This is a genomic window from Pseudomonas putida (assembly GCF_026625125.1).
Taxonomy (GTDB): Bacteria; Pseudomonadota; Gammaproteobacteria; order Pseudomonadales; family Pseudomonadaceae; genus Aquipseudomonas; species Aquipseudomonas putida_X.
Genome location: NZ_CP113097.1, coordinates 4,133,823 through 4,148,760, shown reverse-complemented (window position 1 = coordinate 4,148,760; position 14,938 = coordinate 4,133,823). Strand labels below are relative to the sequence as shown.

Sequence of the window (14,938 nt, the reverse complement as noted above, 5' to 3'; positions counted from 1 at the left end):
CTTGATCAGTGGCTGCTGTGGTCGACGGCGATGCATTCGCCGCTGACATCAGCGTATTGACGGTTGCGAGGGGCGATCAGCAGGTACAGCGCGGCGGCGATGCCGGCACCGATCAGCCAGGAAAACGGTGCGATGGCATGGAAGTTGGGCACCAGCGCCAGGACGATGGCCAGCAGCGCTGCCGGCAGGAACGCGGCGACGGCACGCAGGTTGATGCCCTTGCTGTAGTGGTAAGCCCCGGCCGGATGTTCGCTGTACAGCTCCGGCACGTTGATGCAGCCTTTGCGCAGCAGCCAGTAGTCGGCCATGATCACCCCGTACAGTGGGCCCAGCAGGGCGCCCAGGCCAGACAGGAAATAGACGATCACCAGCGGGCTGTTGTAGAGGTTCCATGGCAGGATCAACACGGCCACGGTGGCGCTGATCAGCCCTGCGCGGCGGAAGTTCAGGTGCCGCGGCGCCAGGTTGCTCAGCACGAAGGCCGGGGCGACGAAGTTGGCCATGATGTTCACCGCCACGGTGACGATCAGGAAGGCCAGGCAGCCGAGGACCAGGAAGGCCGTATTGGGGATGCTGGCAACGATCTGGGTCGGGCTGTCGATGATCTGGCCGTTGATCTGGAACTGTGCGCCGCACAGCACCACGGTGATCAGCGCGAAGACCACGATGTTCACCGGCAGGCCCCAGAAGTTGCCGACGCGGATGGTCTTGCGGCATGGCGAGGAACGGGCGAAATCGCAGAAGTTGAGCACCAGGGTGCCGTAGATCGCCAGCCACAGCGCGCCGCCGGCGAATATGTTGCGCCACATCTCGTACCCGGTCAGCGGCTCGGCCACCGACCAGGCGATACGCGCATCGGCCTTGAAGTACATGAACACCGCCAGGCTGGCGACGGTCAGCAGGATCACCGGGCCGGCGAATGCCTCGTAGCGGCGCACCATCTCCATGCCGTAGGCGAGGATCACCAGTTGCACCAGCCAGATTGCCACGAAGCACACCCAGCCCAGGCTCGACAGGCCGAGGATGCTGTCTTGGTCATAACTGGCGAGTTGCGGCCACACCGCCGTCAGCAGCACGCGTAGCACCACTGAAGCCAGGTAGGTCTGGATGCCGAACCAAGCGATGGCGATCACAGCACGGATCAGCGCGGGAATTTGCGCGCCATGAATGCCGAAGGCAATGCGGCTGATTACCGGGAACGGCACGCCGGTCTTCTGCCCCATGTAGCCGGAAAGGTTCATGAAGAAGTACACCAGCGCGGCGCCGATCGCCAAGGACAGGAGAATCTGCCAGCCGCCGAGGCCAAGCGCGAACAAGCCCATGGCGAAGGAGTAGTTGGCAATGTTGTGCACATCGTTGGTCCACAGCGCGAAGATGCTGTAGCGCCCCCAGCGGCGGCCTTCGATACGCGTCGGCGCCAGGTCGCGGTTATGCAGGCGCGGGCTGAGTTCAAGTTGCGGCGCATGGCCGGCCAGGGAGGACGAGGGGTGGGTGCTGGCGACGGATAGTTCAGGGGCAAGGTCGAGGCTGGTACTCATTCCGGCAGGCTCCTGATGCACGTGGACTGCGATGAGCGGGCATGCGCACGGGCTCGCCATCTCGTCAGTCCAGCGTTGGCATCACTGGGTTCTGGGCGCGGCGGCCGGGTTGGGTCGGCGTCGCGGGTTCTTGTGTATTTATGTTTAGTTCAACTTGTATACAAAACACGAACACACAAAAGCGAGTTCCATGCCAGGCGGAGAACGTACATCAAGTTGCATTTACTTCAAAACTATCGCTTTGAAAGCTAAGTTGATGAATTGAATTAACTATAAGTTGACCAATTGAACAGGTTTAATTTTATTCATGCATAATTAGTTGATCATTTGGTCAGATTTAGTTGCGCAACGTATGTAACGTATTGGGGCAGTGCTAGCACTTATGCACACAAAAATGGCACTTAAGGTGACGTTTGTGTGTACAGGTGTGAGTCAGGTTTTTCGGCGCTTCAATTCATCGGCGGCAAGCGCCGCTTCACCGGGCTTTTCTTGATGATCGCCGTGTTGGTTTCAGCGAGCACATTGATACGGTCGAGCAGGGTGTCGAGCTGTTCCATCGACCGCACATGCAGCCGGGCAATGAAGCAATCCTCGCCCGTTACCTTGTCGCACTCGGTGAACTCGGGAATCGCGATGATCTGCCGTTCCACTTCCTGCAGCTGCCCCGGCAGCGGGCGAATGCGTACGATGGCCTGCAATTGGTATCCAAAGCAGCGCGGATCGACATCCACGGTGTAACCGCGCAGTACGCCGCGCTCTTCCAGGCGGCGCAGGCGTTCGCTGACGCTGGGTGCAGACAGGCCACTGATGTGCGCCAGCGCTTTGAGTGAGCGGCGGGCGTCTTCCATCAGGGCGTTGATCAGGAGCTGGTCGATGGCATCGGTCATATACGCCTCATAAGGGTCAATTGCTGGTTTGCCTTGATAGTAAAGGCTGAGGAGGCATTTTTCCTTGGTTATCCGCTGGAGGGCCCACTGCGAGCCTCTGCATACTGTCCGTCATCGTCAGGGGAGGTGTGAGATGGACAGTTCGTTGCGCCGTGGCTCGCTGGAAATGGTCGCTGCCATGCTGATTTCCGGGACTATCGGCTGGTTCGTGCTGGTATCGGGGCAGCCGGTCCTGGAAGTGGTGTTCTGGCGGTGTGTGTTTGGCACCGGCACGTTGCTGCTGGTCTGTGCGGCGCTCGGCTTTCTCAAACCTGGTGTGATCAGCCGCACGGCCTTGCTCTTGGCAATCGCCAGCGGCGTGGCCATCGTCGGCAACTGGGTGTTGCTGTTCGCCTCCTATTCGCGGGCGTCGATCGCCATCGGCACCGCGGTGTACAACGTGCAGCCGTTTCTGCTGGTGGGGCTGGCGGCAGTGTTTCTGGGCGAGAAGATCACTGTGGCCAAGGTCACCTGGCTGAGCGTGGCGTTCCTCGGCATGCTGGCCATCGTCAGCGCCCATGGCGCAGGGCAGGGCAGCGGTGAAGAGTACCTGCTGGGCATTGCCCTGGCGCTGGGGGCGGCGTTTCTTTATGCCATTGCCGCGTTGATCATCAAGCGCCTGAACGGCACGCCACCGCATCTTATCGCCCTGATCCAGGTAGCGACCGGGGTGTTGCTGTTGGCGCCGTGGGTCAAGCCGGGCGGTCTGCCTGGCGAGCCCTCGGCCTTGGCCAGCCTGGTGATGCTGGGCGTGGTGCACACCGGGTTGATGTATGTGTTGCTGTACAGCGCCATCCAGCGCCTGCCCACGGCATTGACCGGCGCCCTTTCATTCATCTACCCGATCGCCGCGATCCTGGTCGACTGGGTGGCCTTTGGGCACCGCCTGGTGCCGTTGCAATGGCTCGGTGTGGCGTTGATCTTGCTGGCGGCGGCGGGCATGCAGCAGGGGTGGTGGTTCCGTTCGGCGCCGATCCCTGCCAAAGGCCAGTGAGGCGCGGTTGCGCGCCCCACCAGCAGCCTCGCGGGGTAGAATGCTTCCTTTTATTTGCTTGCGACCCGCCATGACTTCGCCGATCCACACCCTCGAACAGCATCTGCTTACCGCCCTCGACCCCGCACCGCAGGAAACCCGTCGCCTGTTTCACGGCCGCGGCCGTTGCTGGCCGGGGCTGGAGCAGGTCACCGTCGACTGGTTGCAGGGCGTGCTGTCGGTAGCGCTGTTCCGTGAGCCAGCCGCAGGCCAGCTGGCTGAACTGCAGGCCATGCTGCGCACCCTCGCCGAGCGCCCGCAGTGGACCGGCCAAGCGATCCTCATCCAGCACCGTTACTTGCCGGACAGCCCGGGTGAGTGGTTGTGGGGCGAGCCGTGCCAGCAGCGCGAAGTGGTCGAAGATGGCCTGACCTATTTGCTCGACCTGGGCGTGCGGCAGAACAACGGTCTGTTCCTCGACATGCGTTACGGCCGCCGATGGGTACGTGAACAGTCGGCGGGCAAGCGTGTGCTCAACCTGTTCGCCTACACCTGCGGCTTTTCGGTCGCGGCGCTCGCCGGCGGTGCCGAGCAGGTGGTCAATCTGGACATGGCCAAGTCGGCGCTTTCGCGTGGCCGCGACAACCACCGGCTCAATGGCCACGATGCATCACGGGTGGCGTATCTGGGGCATGAGTTGTTCAAGTCGTGGGGTAAGGTGCGCAAGTACGGGCCTTACGATTTGATCATCATCGACCCGCCCACCTTCCAGAAAGGCAGTTTCGTGCTGACCCAGGATTACGCGAAGATCCTGCGGCGCTTGCCAGAGTTGCTGACCAAGGGTGGCACTGTGCTGGCGTGCGTGAACGATCCGGGCATCGGGCCGCAGTTTCTGATCGACGGGATGGCGGAGCAGGCCCCAGCGTTGGCTTTCGTGGAGCGTTTGGATAACCCGCCGGAGTTTCCGGATGCCGATCCGGCGGGTGGCTTGAAGGCCTTGGTGTTTCGCGATGAAGCACCAGCCTGATGTAGTCGGGAAGCTTCACTTGGGCGCAATGATGGCGCTCAAGTGAAGGCAGCACGCGATTACGGGTTGGTATAGATCTGGTCGAACACGCCACCATCGTTGAAGTGGGTTTTCTGCACGGTGCGCCAGTCGCCGAAGGTTTTCTCCACCGACAGGAAATCGACCTTAGGGAAGCGGTCGGTGTACTTGGCCAGTACCGTTGCATCACGCGGACGCAGGTAATTCTGTGCGGCGATTTCCTGAGCTGCCGGCGACCACAGGTACTTGAGGTATTCCTCGGCCACGGCCTGGGTGCCCTTCTTGGCTACCACCTTGTCGACCACACTGACCGGTGGTTCAGCCTCGGCCGACACGCTCGGGTAGACCACTTCGAACTGGTCGCGGCCGAATTCGCGGGCGATCATTTCGGCTTCGTTCTCGAAGGTCACCAGCACATCACCGATCTGGTTGGTCATGAAGGTGGTGGTAGCAGCGCGACCGCCGGTATCCAGTACCGGTGCCTGCTTGAACAGCTTGCCGACGAAGTCACGGGCCTTGGCCTCGTCACCGCCTTGCTTGAGCACATAGCCCCAGGCCGACAGGTAGGTGTAGCGGCCGTTACCCGAGGTCTTCGGGTTGGGCACGATCACCTGCACGCCGTCCTTGAGCAGGTCTGGCCAGTCTTTCAGGGCTTTGGGGTTACCCTTGCGCACGATGAACACAGTGGCCGAGGTGAACGGCGCGCTGTTGTTGGGCAAACGGGTGACCCAATCGTCCGGCACCAGCTTGCCGATGTCGGCAAGCGCGTTGATGTCGGTGGCCATGTTCATGGTGATGACATCGGCCGGCAGGCCATCGATCACCGCGCGCGCCTGCTTGCTCGAGCCGCCGAACGACATCTGCACGTTGACCTTCTCGTCATGCTCGGCTTCCCAGTGCTTCTGGAAGGCCGGGTTGTAGTCTTTGTAGAAGTCACGCATCACGTCGTAGGACACATTCAACAGGGTCGGGGCGGCGTGGGCCAAGTTGCCCAGCGCCAGGCCGGCCGCCAGCAGCGAGGCGGTGAATAGCTTTTTCACGAAGTATTCCTTGTTAGGGTTCAGAGGGTTGGCATTGTGCCAGTGACTATAGCCGTTCGCTTCGCAGCGATTAAAGACCGAATGGCTCTTTGCTTATGCGCGCGCCCAGCCGGGTGTTAGGTATCTAACCACTTTCAGCCCTGGGCCATACCTAAGCTCGCGCCTCCCGAAGGAGGAGCGCGCCATGACTTACCAAACCGACCCGCAGCCCGATGGACTTGCCCTGGAACAGGCCTTCCAGGATCAATTGATTGCCGCACGCCTGCCCCAGTGGCTGCGAGCAGCCCGCGCCGAACATTTGCCGGGCCTGAGTGAGGCGTTGCGCCAGAGCCTGGCCGTGCGTCAGCAACTCAGTGCAGTGCTTGCACGCCTGGAAGGTATCGACAGTTTCGCGAAAAGCCGTCTGGAGCAGGCCTTGGAAGGGCCCGATGGCGAGCCTTTCAACGTGCATCTCTGGTCCTTCATTGCCGGCCACCGTGAACCGGTGATCAATGCACAGCCTGTGGGCGTGCACCTTACCGAACTGGTGTATGACGACATGCCGCTGCTGGAAGCGGCGCTGCGCAATTTCACTGAAGATCAAGCCGAGGAGGGGGGCCAACCGCGGGGTAACCGGCTGACCAGTGCGCGTAAAGGCGCTGCCAAACCCCCGTCGGCCGTGGCGTTTGCCAAGCTGTGTCGCAGCCTCGACCTGGGCGGTCAATATCAGGCTCACCTCAACAGCGTGCTGCTGGCGCCGACAGCCCAGGGCGCAAGCGTCGCGATGCTGTTGGGTACCGCCCAACGCCTGCAAATGCTGGTGGAGGCCTATAAGGCCAGGCAGAGGGGTGTACTCGACGACGACGAACTGCAGATGATTGTGGGCTTATGCCGCGACGGCACGCCGCCGCGCCTGCAAGGCGATCCGGTGGTGGCCAGGCAACTGAGCCTGGTGGGCTGTAACCTGGAGCAGATAGTGCTGCTGGACGTTATCGATGAGGGTTGGGTTCGCAACACCACCCGGCGTTTGCTGGCGTACGTGCCGGATGATCCCCATGGGCCGTGGTGTGTGTCCAGCAGCCTGCGGCATCTGGCCAATGACCTGGGGCGGCGGCTACGTACGCGTGACTACCAGCGCTTCTTCAGCCGCTTCGTGCGGCGTCGGGACAGCCAGGCATTTTTCTCTGTGATCATCCCGGCTTACGCTGATCTGGCGGATTGGGCCAATTACGACCTCGATGAGCACATGCAGGCCCTGCGCCTGCCATTGTTCGAAACCCTGGGCACGGCGCGTATCGCGCAGATCAAGGATGACGCGGCGATGATCGCCGCCCCAGTCGCCAGCATCGACCGGGCCGTGCAGCAGGCCCACGACCAACGCCTGGCCGCAGAGGGCTGGGCGCTGCTGAACCTGGCTGGCCTGTTCATTCCGGTGATCGGCGCAGGTTTGCTGGCATTCACTGCATGGGGCTTGCTCAAGGAAGTGTTCCATGGCGTCGAGGCCTGGCATGAAGGCGACACCAGCGCGGCGCTCGATCACGTGACCCATGTCGCTACCGACCTTGCCGTGATGGGCGCCACTGCTGTCGGTGTGGGGGTGGCACTGCGTACCTGGCGGCGGTCGCTGAGGGTGGACAGCTTGCTACCTGAGCAACTGGAAGACGGTAGTACCCGGCTGTGCCGTCCGGTATTGGCCGACTACCGCAGCGTGCCACCCCTGCAGGCGCACGTGGATGAAGAGGGCGTGCATCGGCTCGATGGCCGCGCCTGGGTCGAGATGGAGGGCCACTGCTACCCCGTGGTGCAGCATGGCGCACAGGGTGAGTGGCAACTACGCCCGCGTGACGGGTATGGCCCGCAGCTGCGCCACAACGGCGCGGGGGCGTGGCGCCTGTGGTTCGAGCAACCGGCGCAGTGGGATGACCGCTATGGTTTGTTTCGCCGGCTTGGTGGACGCCTGCACGCGTTGGATGATGAGCGGATCGAGCAGATTCTGCTGATCCACGACCTGCACGCCGATCATCTGCGGGCCCTGCATGTCGAGGGCCAGGCCCCCGACGCTGTGCTGCTCGACAGCGCCGAACGCTTCGTGCTGGACCGGCGTATCAGCGTACTGATCGAGCGCCTGCGCGCCGGGCAGCCGGTGGACGACGCTGCGCTCTTGCAGCAAGCACGCGCATTGCCTGGTGGCCAGGGGCTGGGCGAGCAGGCGTTGGCCGAGCTGGCCGCCGCTCGCCGTCGGTTGCTCTTCCAGCAGGCCTACGCCGCTACCCAGCCTCCATCGAGTGCAGAAACCGCAGTTCTGCGTCGCGTCTTTCCAAGCCTGCATGAATCGGCGGCACGCGCGTTGTGGCGCACTGCTCACTTGGCAGACCGCGAGCGGCTGGCCGACAGCGGGCGCGTGGCGTTGAGGCTTGCTGAGGCGGCGCGCGTGCATATCCGGCGGATTCGTCAGGTCAGGGTGTTCGAAGCGTTCTACCTGGAGGTGGAGCAGCAGCTGGACCTTGCCCGGGTGGCGCTTGCCATGCTCAGGCACTTGCCAGCGGGCGGTGGCGTGCGCTGGGCCTTGTTCGATGGCGATGCCGGTGCCCCCTTGCTGGTCATCGGGGAAGGCGGCCCTGAATGTGCTATCCGCCATGAAGATGGCCAGTTTCGCCGCCTGGATGGCGCAGGCCAGCCGCTGGGCCAGGCTGGCGAGCTGTTCGAGGTCATGGCCTCTGCCTATGACGATCAGCTGCGCGATACCTTGGGGGTCGGCGAGCCATTCGCCCACAACTTGCGCGTACTGCTCAGCCGCCAGGCCGTAGCGCATCGCGCCGAGGTCACTCAGCTGTTGGGTGAGCCACCCTCGCGCGGCTGGTTTCGCCTGCCGCAGCGCCAGCCCGATGGGCGTCTGGGGTACCCGCTGAGCGGGCGGCGTGGAAGGCCTCCACAAGGATTGTTTGCCTCAGTGCGCAATTTGTACCCAGGCTTCTCCGACGAGCAGATACTGGCCTGGATTGAAGGCCTGCGCACCTCAGGCAGCGATGTCCATGGGGAAATCACCCGGCTGGGCAACGAGCTTGCGGCGTTGCGCGAACGGCTGCAGCAGTGGGAGCGTCAGGCAACATCACGGGGCCTGCGAGAAGAGCGCCGTTATTTCCGGCGTTGCCTGATCGACTGCTGGCAGCGGCGGATCACTGCGGGGGTGAACGATATCCAGGCGCCGCAGAGTTTCCGCTTTGCCATGTTCGCTGCCATGCCTGGCCAGTTGCCCGAACTGCCCTCCCACGTCAGGTTTTCCCATATTTTTGAACTGGCGTTGCTGGGGATGCAGCTAGAGGACATTCCCGTGGCATTCCTGGGCGCTTTTCCAGAGCTTCGCATCCTTGAGCTCAGTGGCAATCGCCTGAGCCGCGTGCCGGCGGCGATCGCCCAGATGCCCAGCCTGAACGAGCTGGACCTGTTCAACAACCGCATCGTGCTCGACCCGGAACAGGCGGGCATCCTCGCCCATTGCGAGTCCCTGGAGTACCTCAACCTGTCGTTCAACCCTTTGGGCCGCGGTTTTTCTCTGCGCGCGCTGCCTCGGCTGCGACGGCTGTATTTGCGCAATACCGGCCAGACGGAGTTGCCGCCCGGGGTACTGCGTTGCCCCGACCTGCTGCAAGCCGACTTGCGCGACAACCGTATCGCCACATTGCCTGCAAGCTATTATCGGGCACCGGTATGGAGCCGGCGCATGCTCATGCTCTGGGGCAACCCGTTGAACGATCACGACCTTGAGGGCCTGCAGACGTCGATGCCACACCTGAACATGGAAGCGCAACCGGGGACCACGTTCTTGCGTCAGCGCTGGCTGGACAGCGCCAACGTGCTGGCACGTGACGAACTGTCGGCGTGCTGGGAGGCGCTGGAGATGGAGCCCGGTGGCGACGACTTCTTCCGGTTGCTGGGCCGCTTGCTGGACACCGCAGAGTTCAGGCAGAACGGCGAAGCATTGGCGGAGCGGGTGTTCATCATGCTACAGGCCATGCAGGACCACGCCAGCCTGCGAGAGATGTTGTTCCATCAGGTCAACCAGGAACTCACTTGCCAGGACAGCGTGGCGTTGTGTTTCAGCAACCTGGAACTGAGCATGCTGGTCTGGCGTGCGCGTATCGAGGCCGGGAGTGGCGATCAGCAGGGCGCCTTGCTGCACCTGGGCCGACAACTCTGGCGGCTGGATGAGGTCGATCGCATCGTTGTGCAAGACATTCAAGCTCGCCGCGCCGCAGGCGCCGATCCGGATGAGATCGAAGTGGGCCTGGCCTATCGCGTGGCCTTGCGTGATGCACTCGATCTGCCCGCCCAACCTGGGAGCATGCTGTTTACCGCAGTGGCCGGCGTGGGGCCTGAACGCGTGGAGGCGGCGCGAGCGCGGGTGCAGGCAAACGAGACAGATGAGCAGATCGCCGTCTCACTGGCTCAGCGCGAATTCTGGCAGGAGCATCTGCAACGCACGCAGGCAGCACGCCTGGAGGCGGCCGATGCGCCCTTCCACACGCGCATGCAAGCATTGCTGGAGAGCGCCGATTCGGTACCCGAGGCCGAATACCTGGCCAGGGTCGGGGTCGTCCACGCCGAGCGCCAGGCAGCGCGCAGCGACGTGCTGCTGGCGTTGACACGCGAGGCGCTGGCGCAGGATCAGTCGCGCTTGCCGAACAGTGCCTGACCACAGCGCGAGCAGAATGCCGCGTCGTGGCCATGCGTGCTTTTCTGGCAGTTAGGGCAGTCATGGTGCAACTGTTCGCCACGCATGGCATTGGCCAGTTCGGCCGTGAAAATCCCGGTGGGCACGGCGATGATCGAATAACCGGTGATCATCACCAGCGAAGACAACACCTGCCCCAGCGGCGTCTTGGGCACGATGTCGCCGAAGCCCACTGTGGTGAGGGTGACGATCGCCCAATAGATGCCTTTGGGGATACTGGTAAAACCGTGCTCCGGCCCCTCGATCACATACATCAAGGTGCCGAACACAGTCACCAGTGTCGATACGCTGAGCAGAAACACGATGATCTTCTGCTTGCTGCCGCGCAGTGCCGCCATCAGGTAATTGGCTTGGTTCAGGTACTGGCCGAGCTTGAGCACCCGGAAAATCCGCAGCATGCGGATTACCCGGATGATCAGCAGGTACTGCGCGTCGCTGTAGTACAGGGCGAGGATCCCGGGCACGATCGCCAGCAGGTCGACCAGGCCATAGAAGCTGAAGGCGTAGCGCATGGGCTTGGGAGAGCAGTACAGGCGGGTGATGTACTCGGCCAGAAAAATCGCGGTAAAGCCCCATTCGATACCCGCCAACAGGCCTGCGTAGTTCTGGTGCACTTCATCGATACTGTCGAGGATGACGGTGACCAGGCTGGCCAGGATGATCAGCAGCAGCGTCTTGTCGAAGCGCCGGCCGGCGACGGTGTCGGTCTGGAAAACGATGACGTAGAGCCGCTCGCGCAGGCTCATAGGGTTATTCATGGGCTCGTTCCACAAAAGCAATGGGGTGAGCCTAGGGGTTGCGTTTCAGCTGTGCAAGCGGCTGGCATTGCGTTGCCTGGGTTGTGCCAGGTGGCTGCCCAAGTGCATCAGCCAACAGGCGGCGACGAACGGTGCGGTCAGGCCGGGAGCCGGTAGCAGCTTGAACAGCGATTGCAGCACTACCGCCAAGGCAATCGCCAGCAGGGTCACCCAGGGCTTTTCACCCTGTCTGCTGAAGGCCAGCGCGGCCAGTGCGGCGTTGAAGCCGTGCAGACCCAGCCAGGCAGATTGCGCTTCGGCGAACAAGCCCACGCTGCCACCGATGGCCGAGCCGATGACAGCCCACATTGCGGCATAGGGATTGGCGACGAACATGCCGACAATGATCAGTACGCCGGCCAATGGCTGGTCGAGCAGAAAAATCTGACCTACTCCCCGCGCCAGGGCATATAGCGGGTCGGCTTCGACGAAGCCGCCGGGCGAGGGGCTGGCGAACAGCAGCACGGCCCAGCCCAGCAGCACAAACGGTGCGGTATAGGCAATCAGCAGCTTGCCGCCGCGCTTGCGCCACTGGTGGGTAATGATGCTGGACAGCCCGCCAGCAGCGATGATCAGTGGCGGCAGAATGGCCGACCAGGGCAGCACGGCGCTGATCAGCAGGCCGATGAGCACGCCGTTGTAGCTGTACAGCCCGGCCTGACGGTCAGCGCGGTCGTAGCCGCGGGCCTGGGCGGTGAGCAGGCCGGCCAGGGCGCCGAGTAGGGCGCCGCCGACCAGGTGGGGCGCGGTCAGCAGAATGGCCAGCAGGCAGCACAGCCCGCACAGGGGATTGCGCAGCAGCAGCACCTGGCTGAAGCCGTTGAGCAGCGCCGTGGCCCAGTCGGGGCACGGGTTGACGAAATTTTTGGTGTACATGGGCAGTCGGCAAGGTTGATGGAAGAGCGGTGGGCCTCTTTGGGCCTCGGTTTTCCGCGTGTCTGTCGTTGCAGTGCCAGGGGAGGGCGTTGCTTGAAGCCACTCAGTCAAGCGCTTTGCAGCCGCTTCACGGCCCGCCGCCGGCAAGCCAGCTTCCACCAGGGCCGCGCAGTTCTTGAGGCCTGCGCGTACCTGGTGGCTGGCTTGCCAGCGATGGGCTGCGTAGCAGCCCTGCTAGCGAAACTGGCGCAAAGCGCCCCCGACACCCTCAGATCAAGGTCTCGATCCGCAGGCTGTTGGTCGAGCCCGGCTTGCCGAACGGCACACCGGCAGTGATCAGCAAGGTGTCACCACGGCTTGCCATACCTTGCGCCTGGGCGATTTCCAGTGCGGTGGTGACCACTTCATCCACCTGGCGCAAACGGTCATTGACCACCGAGTGCACGCCCCAGGTCACGCTCAGGCGGCGGGCAGTGACCAGGTTCGGCGTCAGGTTGAGGATCGGCGCCCGTGGCCGCTCGCGTGCGGCGCGCAGGGTCGAGGCGCCCGACTCGCTGTAGTTGACCAGCACCGCCACCGGCAGGATGCCGCTGATGCGGCGGATCGCGCAGCTGATGGCGTCCGACACCGTCGCTTCAGCCTTGGGCCGGCCAACTTCGAGCTGGGCCTGGTAGTCCGGGCCGTTCTCCACCTGGCGGATGATCTTGCTCATCATCTGCACCGCTTCCAGTGGGTAATCACCCGAGGCGGTCTCAGCCGACAGCATCACCGCATCGGCGCCCTCGGCCACGGCATTGGCCACATCAGTGACTTCGGCGCGGGTCGGGGCCGGCGAGAAACGCATGGATTCGAGCATCTGCGTGGCCACCACCACCGGTTTACCCAGCTGACGGCAGGTGCCGATGATGCGTTTCTGGATTTGCGGCACGCTCTCGGCCGGCACTTCCACGCCTAGGTCACCGCGGGCCACCATGATCGCGTCTGCCAGTTCGGCGATGGCTTGCAGCTGTTCGACTGCCGATGGCTTCTCGATCTTGGCCATCAAGTAGGCGCGATCGCCGATCAGCTGGCGTGCTTCGACGATGTCCTCAGGGCGCTGCACGAACGACAGGGCCACCCAGTCCACGCCCAGTTCCAGGCCAAAGGCCAGGTCGCGGCGGTCCTTTTCAGTCAGCGGGGAGAGGTCGAGTACTGCTTGCGGTACGTTGACGCCCTTGCGGTCGGACAGCTCGCCACCGTTGAGCACTTCAGTGTCGATGGCGTCGTCGTGCTTGGCGGTGACGCGCAGGCGCAGCTTGCCGTCGTCCAGCAACAGGTCCATGCCGGGCTCAAGGGCTGCGATGATTTCAGGGTGTGGCAGGTTGACCCGGCGGCTGTCGCCGGGGGTCTTGTCCAGGTCCAGGCGCAGGGCCTGGCCGCGTTGCAATTGCACCTTGCCCTCGGCGAAGCGGCCCACGCGCAGCTTCGGCCCCTGCAGGTCCATGAGGATACCCAGCGGGTAGTTCAGTTGCTGCTCGACTTCACGGATCCACTGGTAACGCAGGGCGTGGTCGGCGTGTTCGCCGTGGCTGAAGTTGAGGCGGAAGATGTTCACCCCGGCTTCCACCAGCTGGCGGATGTCGTCGATGCCGCTGATCGCAGGGCCCAGGGTGGCGAGGATTTTGACTTTCTTATCAGGCGTCATGATTGTGCAGTCTCAAGGATCAGGATGGCGCGGAAGTCGTTGACGTTGGTGCGGGTAGGCTCTGTGACGATCAGCGCATCGAGTGCCGCGAAATAGCCGTAGCCGTTGTTGTTGTCCAGCTCGTCGCTGGCCGACAGGCCCAGTGCCTCGGCGCGGGCGAAGCTGTCTGGCGTCATGAAGGCGCCGGCGTTTTCTTCCGAGCCGTCGATGCCGTCGGTGTCACCGGCCAGTGCATACACGCCCGGCAGGCCCTTGAGGCTTTCGGTGAGGCTGAGCAGGAACTCGGCATTGCGCCCGCCACGGCCATTACCGCGTACGGTGACAGTGGTTTCTCCGCCAGAAAGGATCACGCAGGGCGCCTTCAGCGGCTGCCCGTGCTGGACGATCTGCCGGGTTATACCTGCGTGCACCTTGGCCACTTCGCGTGACTCGCCTTCCAGGTCGCCGAGGATCAGCGGGCTGAAGCCGGCCTGGCGGGCCTGGACTGCAGCGGCTTCAAGCGATTGCTGGGGTTTGGCGATCAGCTGGAAGTGGCTGCGGGCCAGGGCCGGGTCATCGGCCTTGACGGTTTCCGAGGCCGGGTCGTTGAGCCAGTCGATGACCGCTTTGGGCGCTTCGATGTTGTAGCGCTTGAGGATCGCCAGGGCATCGGCCGAGGTGCTTGGGTCGGCCACGGTAGGGCCGGAAGCGATGACCGTGGCCAGGTCGCCAGGGACATCGGAGATTGCATAGGTGTAGACCGTGGCGGGCCAGCAAGCCTTGGCCAGGCGGCCGCCCTTGATCGCCGAGAGATGCTTGCGCACGCAGTTCATCTCGCCGATGGTGGCGCCGGATTTGAGCAGCGCCTTGTTGATGTGTTGCTTGTCGGCCAGGGTCAGGCCTTCGGCTGGCAGCGCCAGCAGGGCAGAACCACCGCCGGAGAGCAGGAAGATGACACGGTCGTCTTCGTTCAGGTTGCTGACCAGCTCCAGCACGCGTTTGGCCACAGCCAGGCCAGCGGCGTCGGGGACCGGGTGGGCGGCTTCGACCACTTCGATCTTCTGGCAGTTGGCGCCGTGGCCGTAACGTGTGACAACCAGCCCGGACACTTCGCCCTGCCAGCTCTTCTCGACCACTTCGGCCATGGCTGCAGCGGCTTTGCCGGCGCCGATGACGATGACCCGGCCGCTACGGTCGGCGGGCAGGTAGGGTTCGAGGACTTGACGGGGGTGGGCGGCAGCGATGGCTGTGTCGAACAGGTCGCGGAGAAGTTTTTGCGGATCGACCGACATGGCAGGCTCCCAATTATTGTTGTTCTGCAGAATCGAAAACGCCCCTGGAACTGCCTCCGTGCAGGCCGAACCAGGGG

Annotated in this window: 10 protein-coding genes; 3 read left to right on the top strand and 7 right to left on the bottom strand. The window is 63.4% G+C overall.

All coding sequences use genetic code 11. From position 1 onward, the window contains the following. Nucleotides 1–5: 5 nt before the first annotated feature. Together OSW16_RS19035 and OSW16_RS19030 are read right to left on the bottom strand one after the other, a co-directional pair. The gene (locus OSW16_RS19035; RefSeq protein WP_241804538.1) at nt 6–1,538 is read right to left on the bottom strand and encodes an NCS1 family nucleobase:cation symporter-1; all 1,533 of its coding nucleotides are present in this window, start codon (nt 1,536–1,538) and stop codon (nt 6–8) included. Between the two features lie 449 nt (nt 1,539–1,987). After that, nucleotides 1,988–2,425 (bottom strand): Lrp/AsnC family transcriptional regulator, encoded by a 438-nt coding sequence (locus OSW16_RS19030; protein ID WP_241804537.1) that lies wholly within the window; start codon nt 2,423–2,425, stop codon nt 1,988–1,990. A 133-nt stretch (nt 2,426–2,558) separates the two neighbouring features. Between OSW16_RS19030 and OSW16_RS19025 the strand changes: the two genes are divergently transcribed. Further along, nucleotides 2,559–3,458, top strand: coding sequence for a DMT family transporter (locus OSW16_RS19025; RefSeq protein WP_267817641.1), 900 nt, complete (start codon nt 2,559–2,561; stop codon nt 3,456–3,458). A gap of 70 nt (nt 3,459–3,528) precedes the next feature. Then, a complete protein-coding gene (locus tag OSW16_RS19020; protein WP_267817639.1) occupies nt 3,529–4,464 on the top strand; it encodes a class I SAM-dependent methyltransferase in 936 nt (311 codons plus the stop codon). A gap of 59 nt (nt 4,465–4,523) precedes the next feature. On the opposite strand, the gene OSW16_RS19015 is transcribed toward OSW16_RS19020, so the two are convergent. After that, nucleotides 4,524–5,522 (bottom strand): sulfate ABC transporter substrate-binding protein, encoded by a 999-nt coding sequence (locus OSW16_RS19015; protein WP_241804534.1) that lies wholly within the window; start codon nt 5,520–5,522, stop codon nt 4,524–4,526. Between the two features lie 184 nt (nt 5,523–5,706). On the opposite strand from OSW16_RS19015, the gene OSW16_RS19010 reads away from it, so the two are divergent. Next, nucleotides 5,707–10,194, top strand: a complete 4,488-nt coding sequence (locus tag OSW16_RS19010) for an NEL-type E3 ubiquitin ligase domain-containing protein (protein WP_267817636.1) — start codon at nt 5,707–5,709, stop codon at nt 10,192–10,194. Here OSW16_RS19010 and OSW16_RS19005 read toward each other — a convergent pair. From OSW16_RS19005 to OSW16_RS18990, 4 genes are all read right to left on the bottom strand, one after another. Then, nucleotides 10,167–10,991, bottom strand: coding sequence for an ion transporter (locus OSW16_RS19005; RefSeq protein ID WP_267817634.1), 825 nt, complete (start codon nt 10,989–10,991; stop codon nt 10,167–10,169). The genes OSW16_RS19010 and OSW16_RS19005 overlap by 28 nt on opposite strands. 45 nt (nt 10,992–11,036) lie before the next feature. Continuing rightward, nucleotides 11,037–11,906, bottom strand: a complete 870-nt coding sequence (locus tag OSW16_RS19000) for an urea transporter (protein ID WP_267817632.1) — start codon at nt 11,904–11,906, stop codon at nt 11,037–11,039. Nucleotides 11,907–12,174: 268 nt separating this feature from the next. Further along, nucleotides 12,175–13,590 (bottom strand): pyruvate kinase, encoded by a 1,416-nt coding sequence (gene pyk, locus OSW16_RS18995; RefSeq protein WP_267817630.1) that lies wholly within the window; start codon nt 13,588–13,590, stop codon nt 12,175–12,177. Beyond that, nucleotides 13,587–14,861: a glycerate kinase type-2 family protein gene (locus tag OSW16_RS18990; RefSeq protein ID WP_267817628.1), complete on the bottom strand. Its 1,275-nt coding sequence runs from the start codon at nt 14,859–14,861 to the stop codon at nt 13,587–13,589. Before OSW16_RS18990 ends, pyk begins: the two co-directional genes overlap by 4 nt. Between the last annotated feature and the right edge of the window lie 77 nt (nt 14,862–14,938).

What these genes read in the sequence shown, in the direction of transcription:
- OSW16_RS19020 (WP_267817639.1), top strand. Translation starts at nt 3,529, where the DNA reads ATGACTTCGCCGATCCACACCCTCGAACAGCATCTGCTTACCGCCCTC.
- OSW16_RS19005 (WP_267817634.1), bottom strand. Translation starts at nt 10,991, where the DNA reads ATGAATAACCCTATGAGCCTGCGCGAGCGGCTCTACGTCATCGTTTTC.
- pyk (WP_267817630.1), bottom strand. Translation starts at nt 13,590, where the DNA reads ATGACGCCTGATAAGAAAGTCAAAATCCTCGCCACCCTGGGCCCTGCG.
- OSW16_RS19010 (WP_267817636.1), top strand. Translation starts at nt 5,707, where the DNA reads ATGACTTACCAAACCGACCCGCAGCCCGATGGACTTGCCCTGGAACAG.
- OSW16_RS19000 (WP_267817632.1), bottom strand. Translation starts at nt 11,906, where the DNA reads ATGTACACCAAAAATTTCGTCAACCCGTGCCCCGACTGGGCCACGGCG.
- OSW16_RS19025 (WP_267817641.1), top strand. Translation starts at nt 2,559, where the DNA reads ATGGACAGTTCGTTGCGCCGTGGCTCGCTGGAAATGGTCGCTGCCATG.
- OSW16_RS19035 (WP_241804538.1), bottom strand. Translation starts at nt 1,538, where the DNA reads ATGAGTACCAGCCTCGACCTTGCCCCTGAACTATCCGTCGCCAGCACC.
- OSW16_RS18990 (WP_267817628.1), bottom strand. Translation starts at nt 14,861, where the DNA reads ATGTCGGTCGATCCGCAAAAACTTCTCCGCGACCTGTTCGACACAGCC.
- OSW16_RS19030 (WP_241804537.1), bottom strand. Translation starts at nt 2,425, where the DNA reads ATGACCGATGCCATCGACCAGCTCCTGATCAACGCCCTGATGGAAGAC.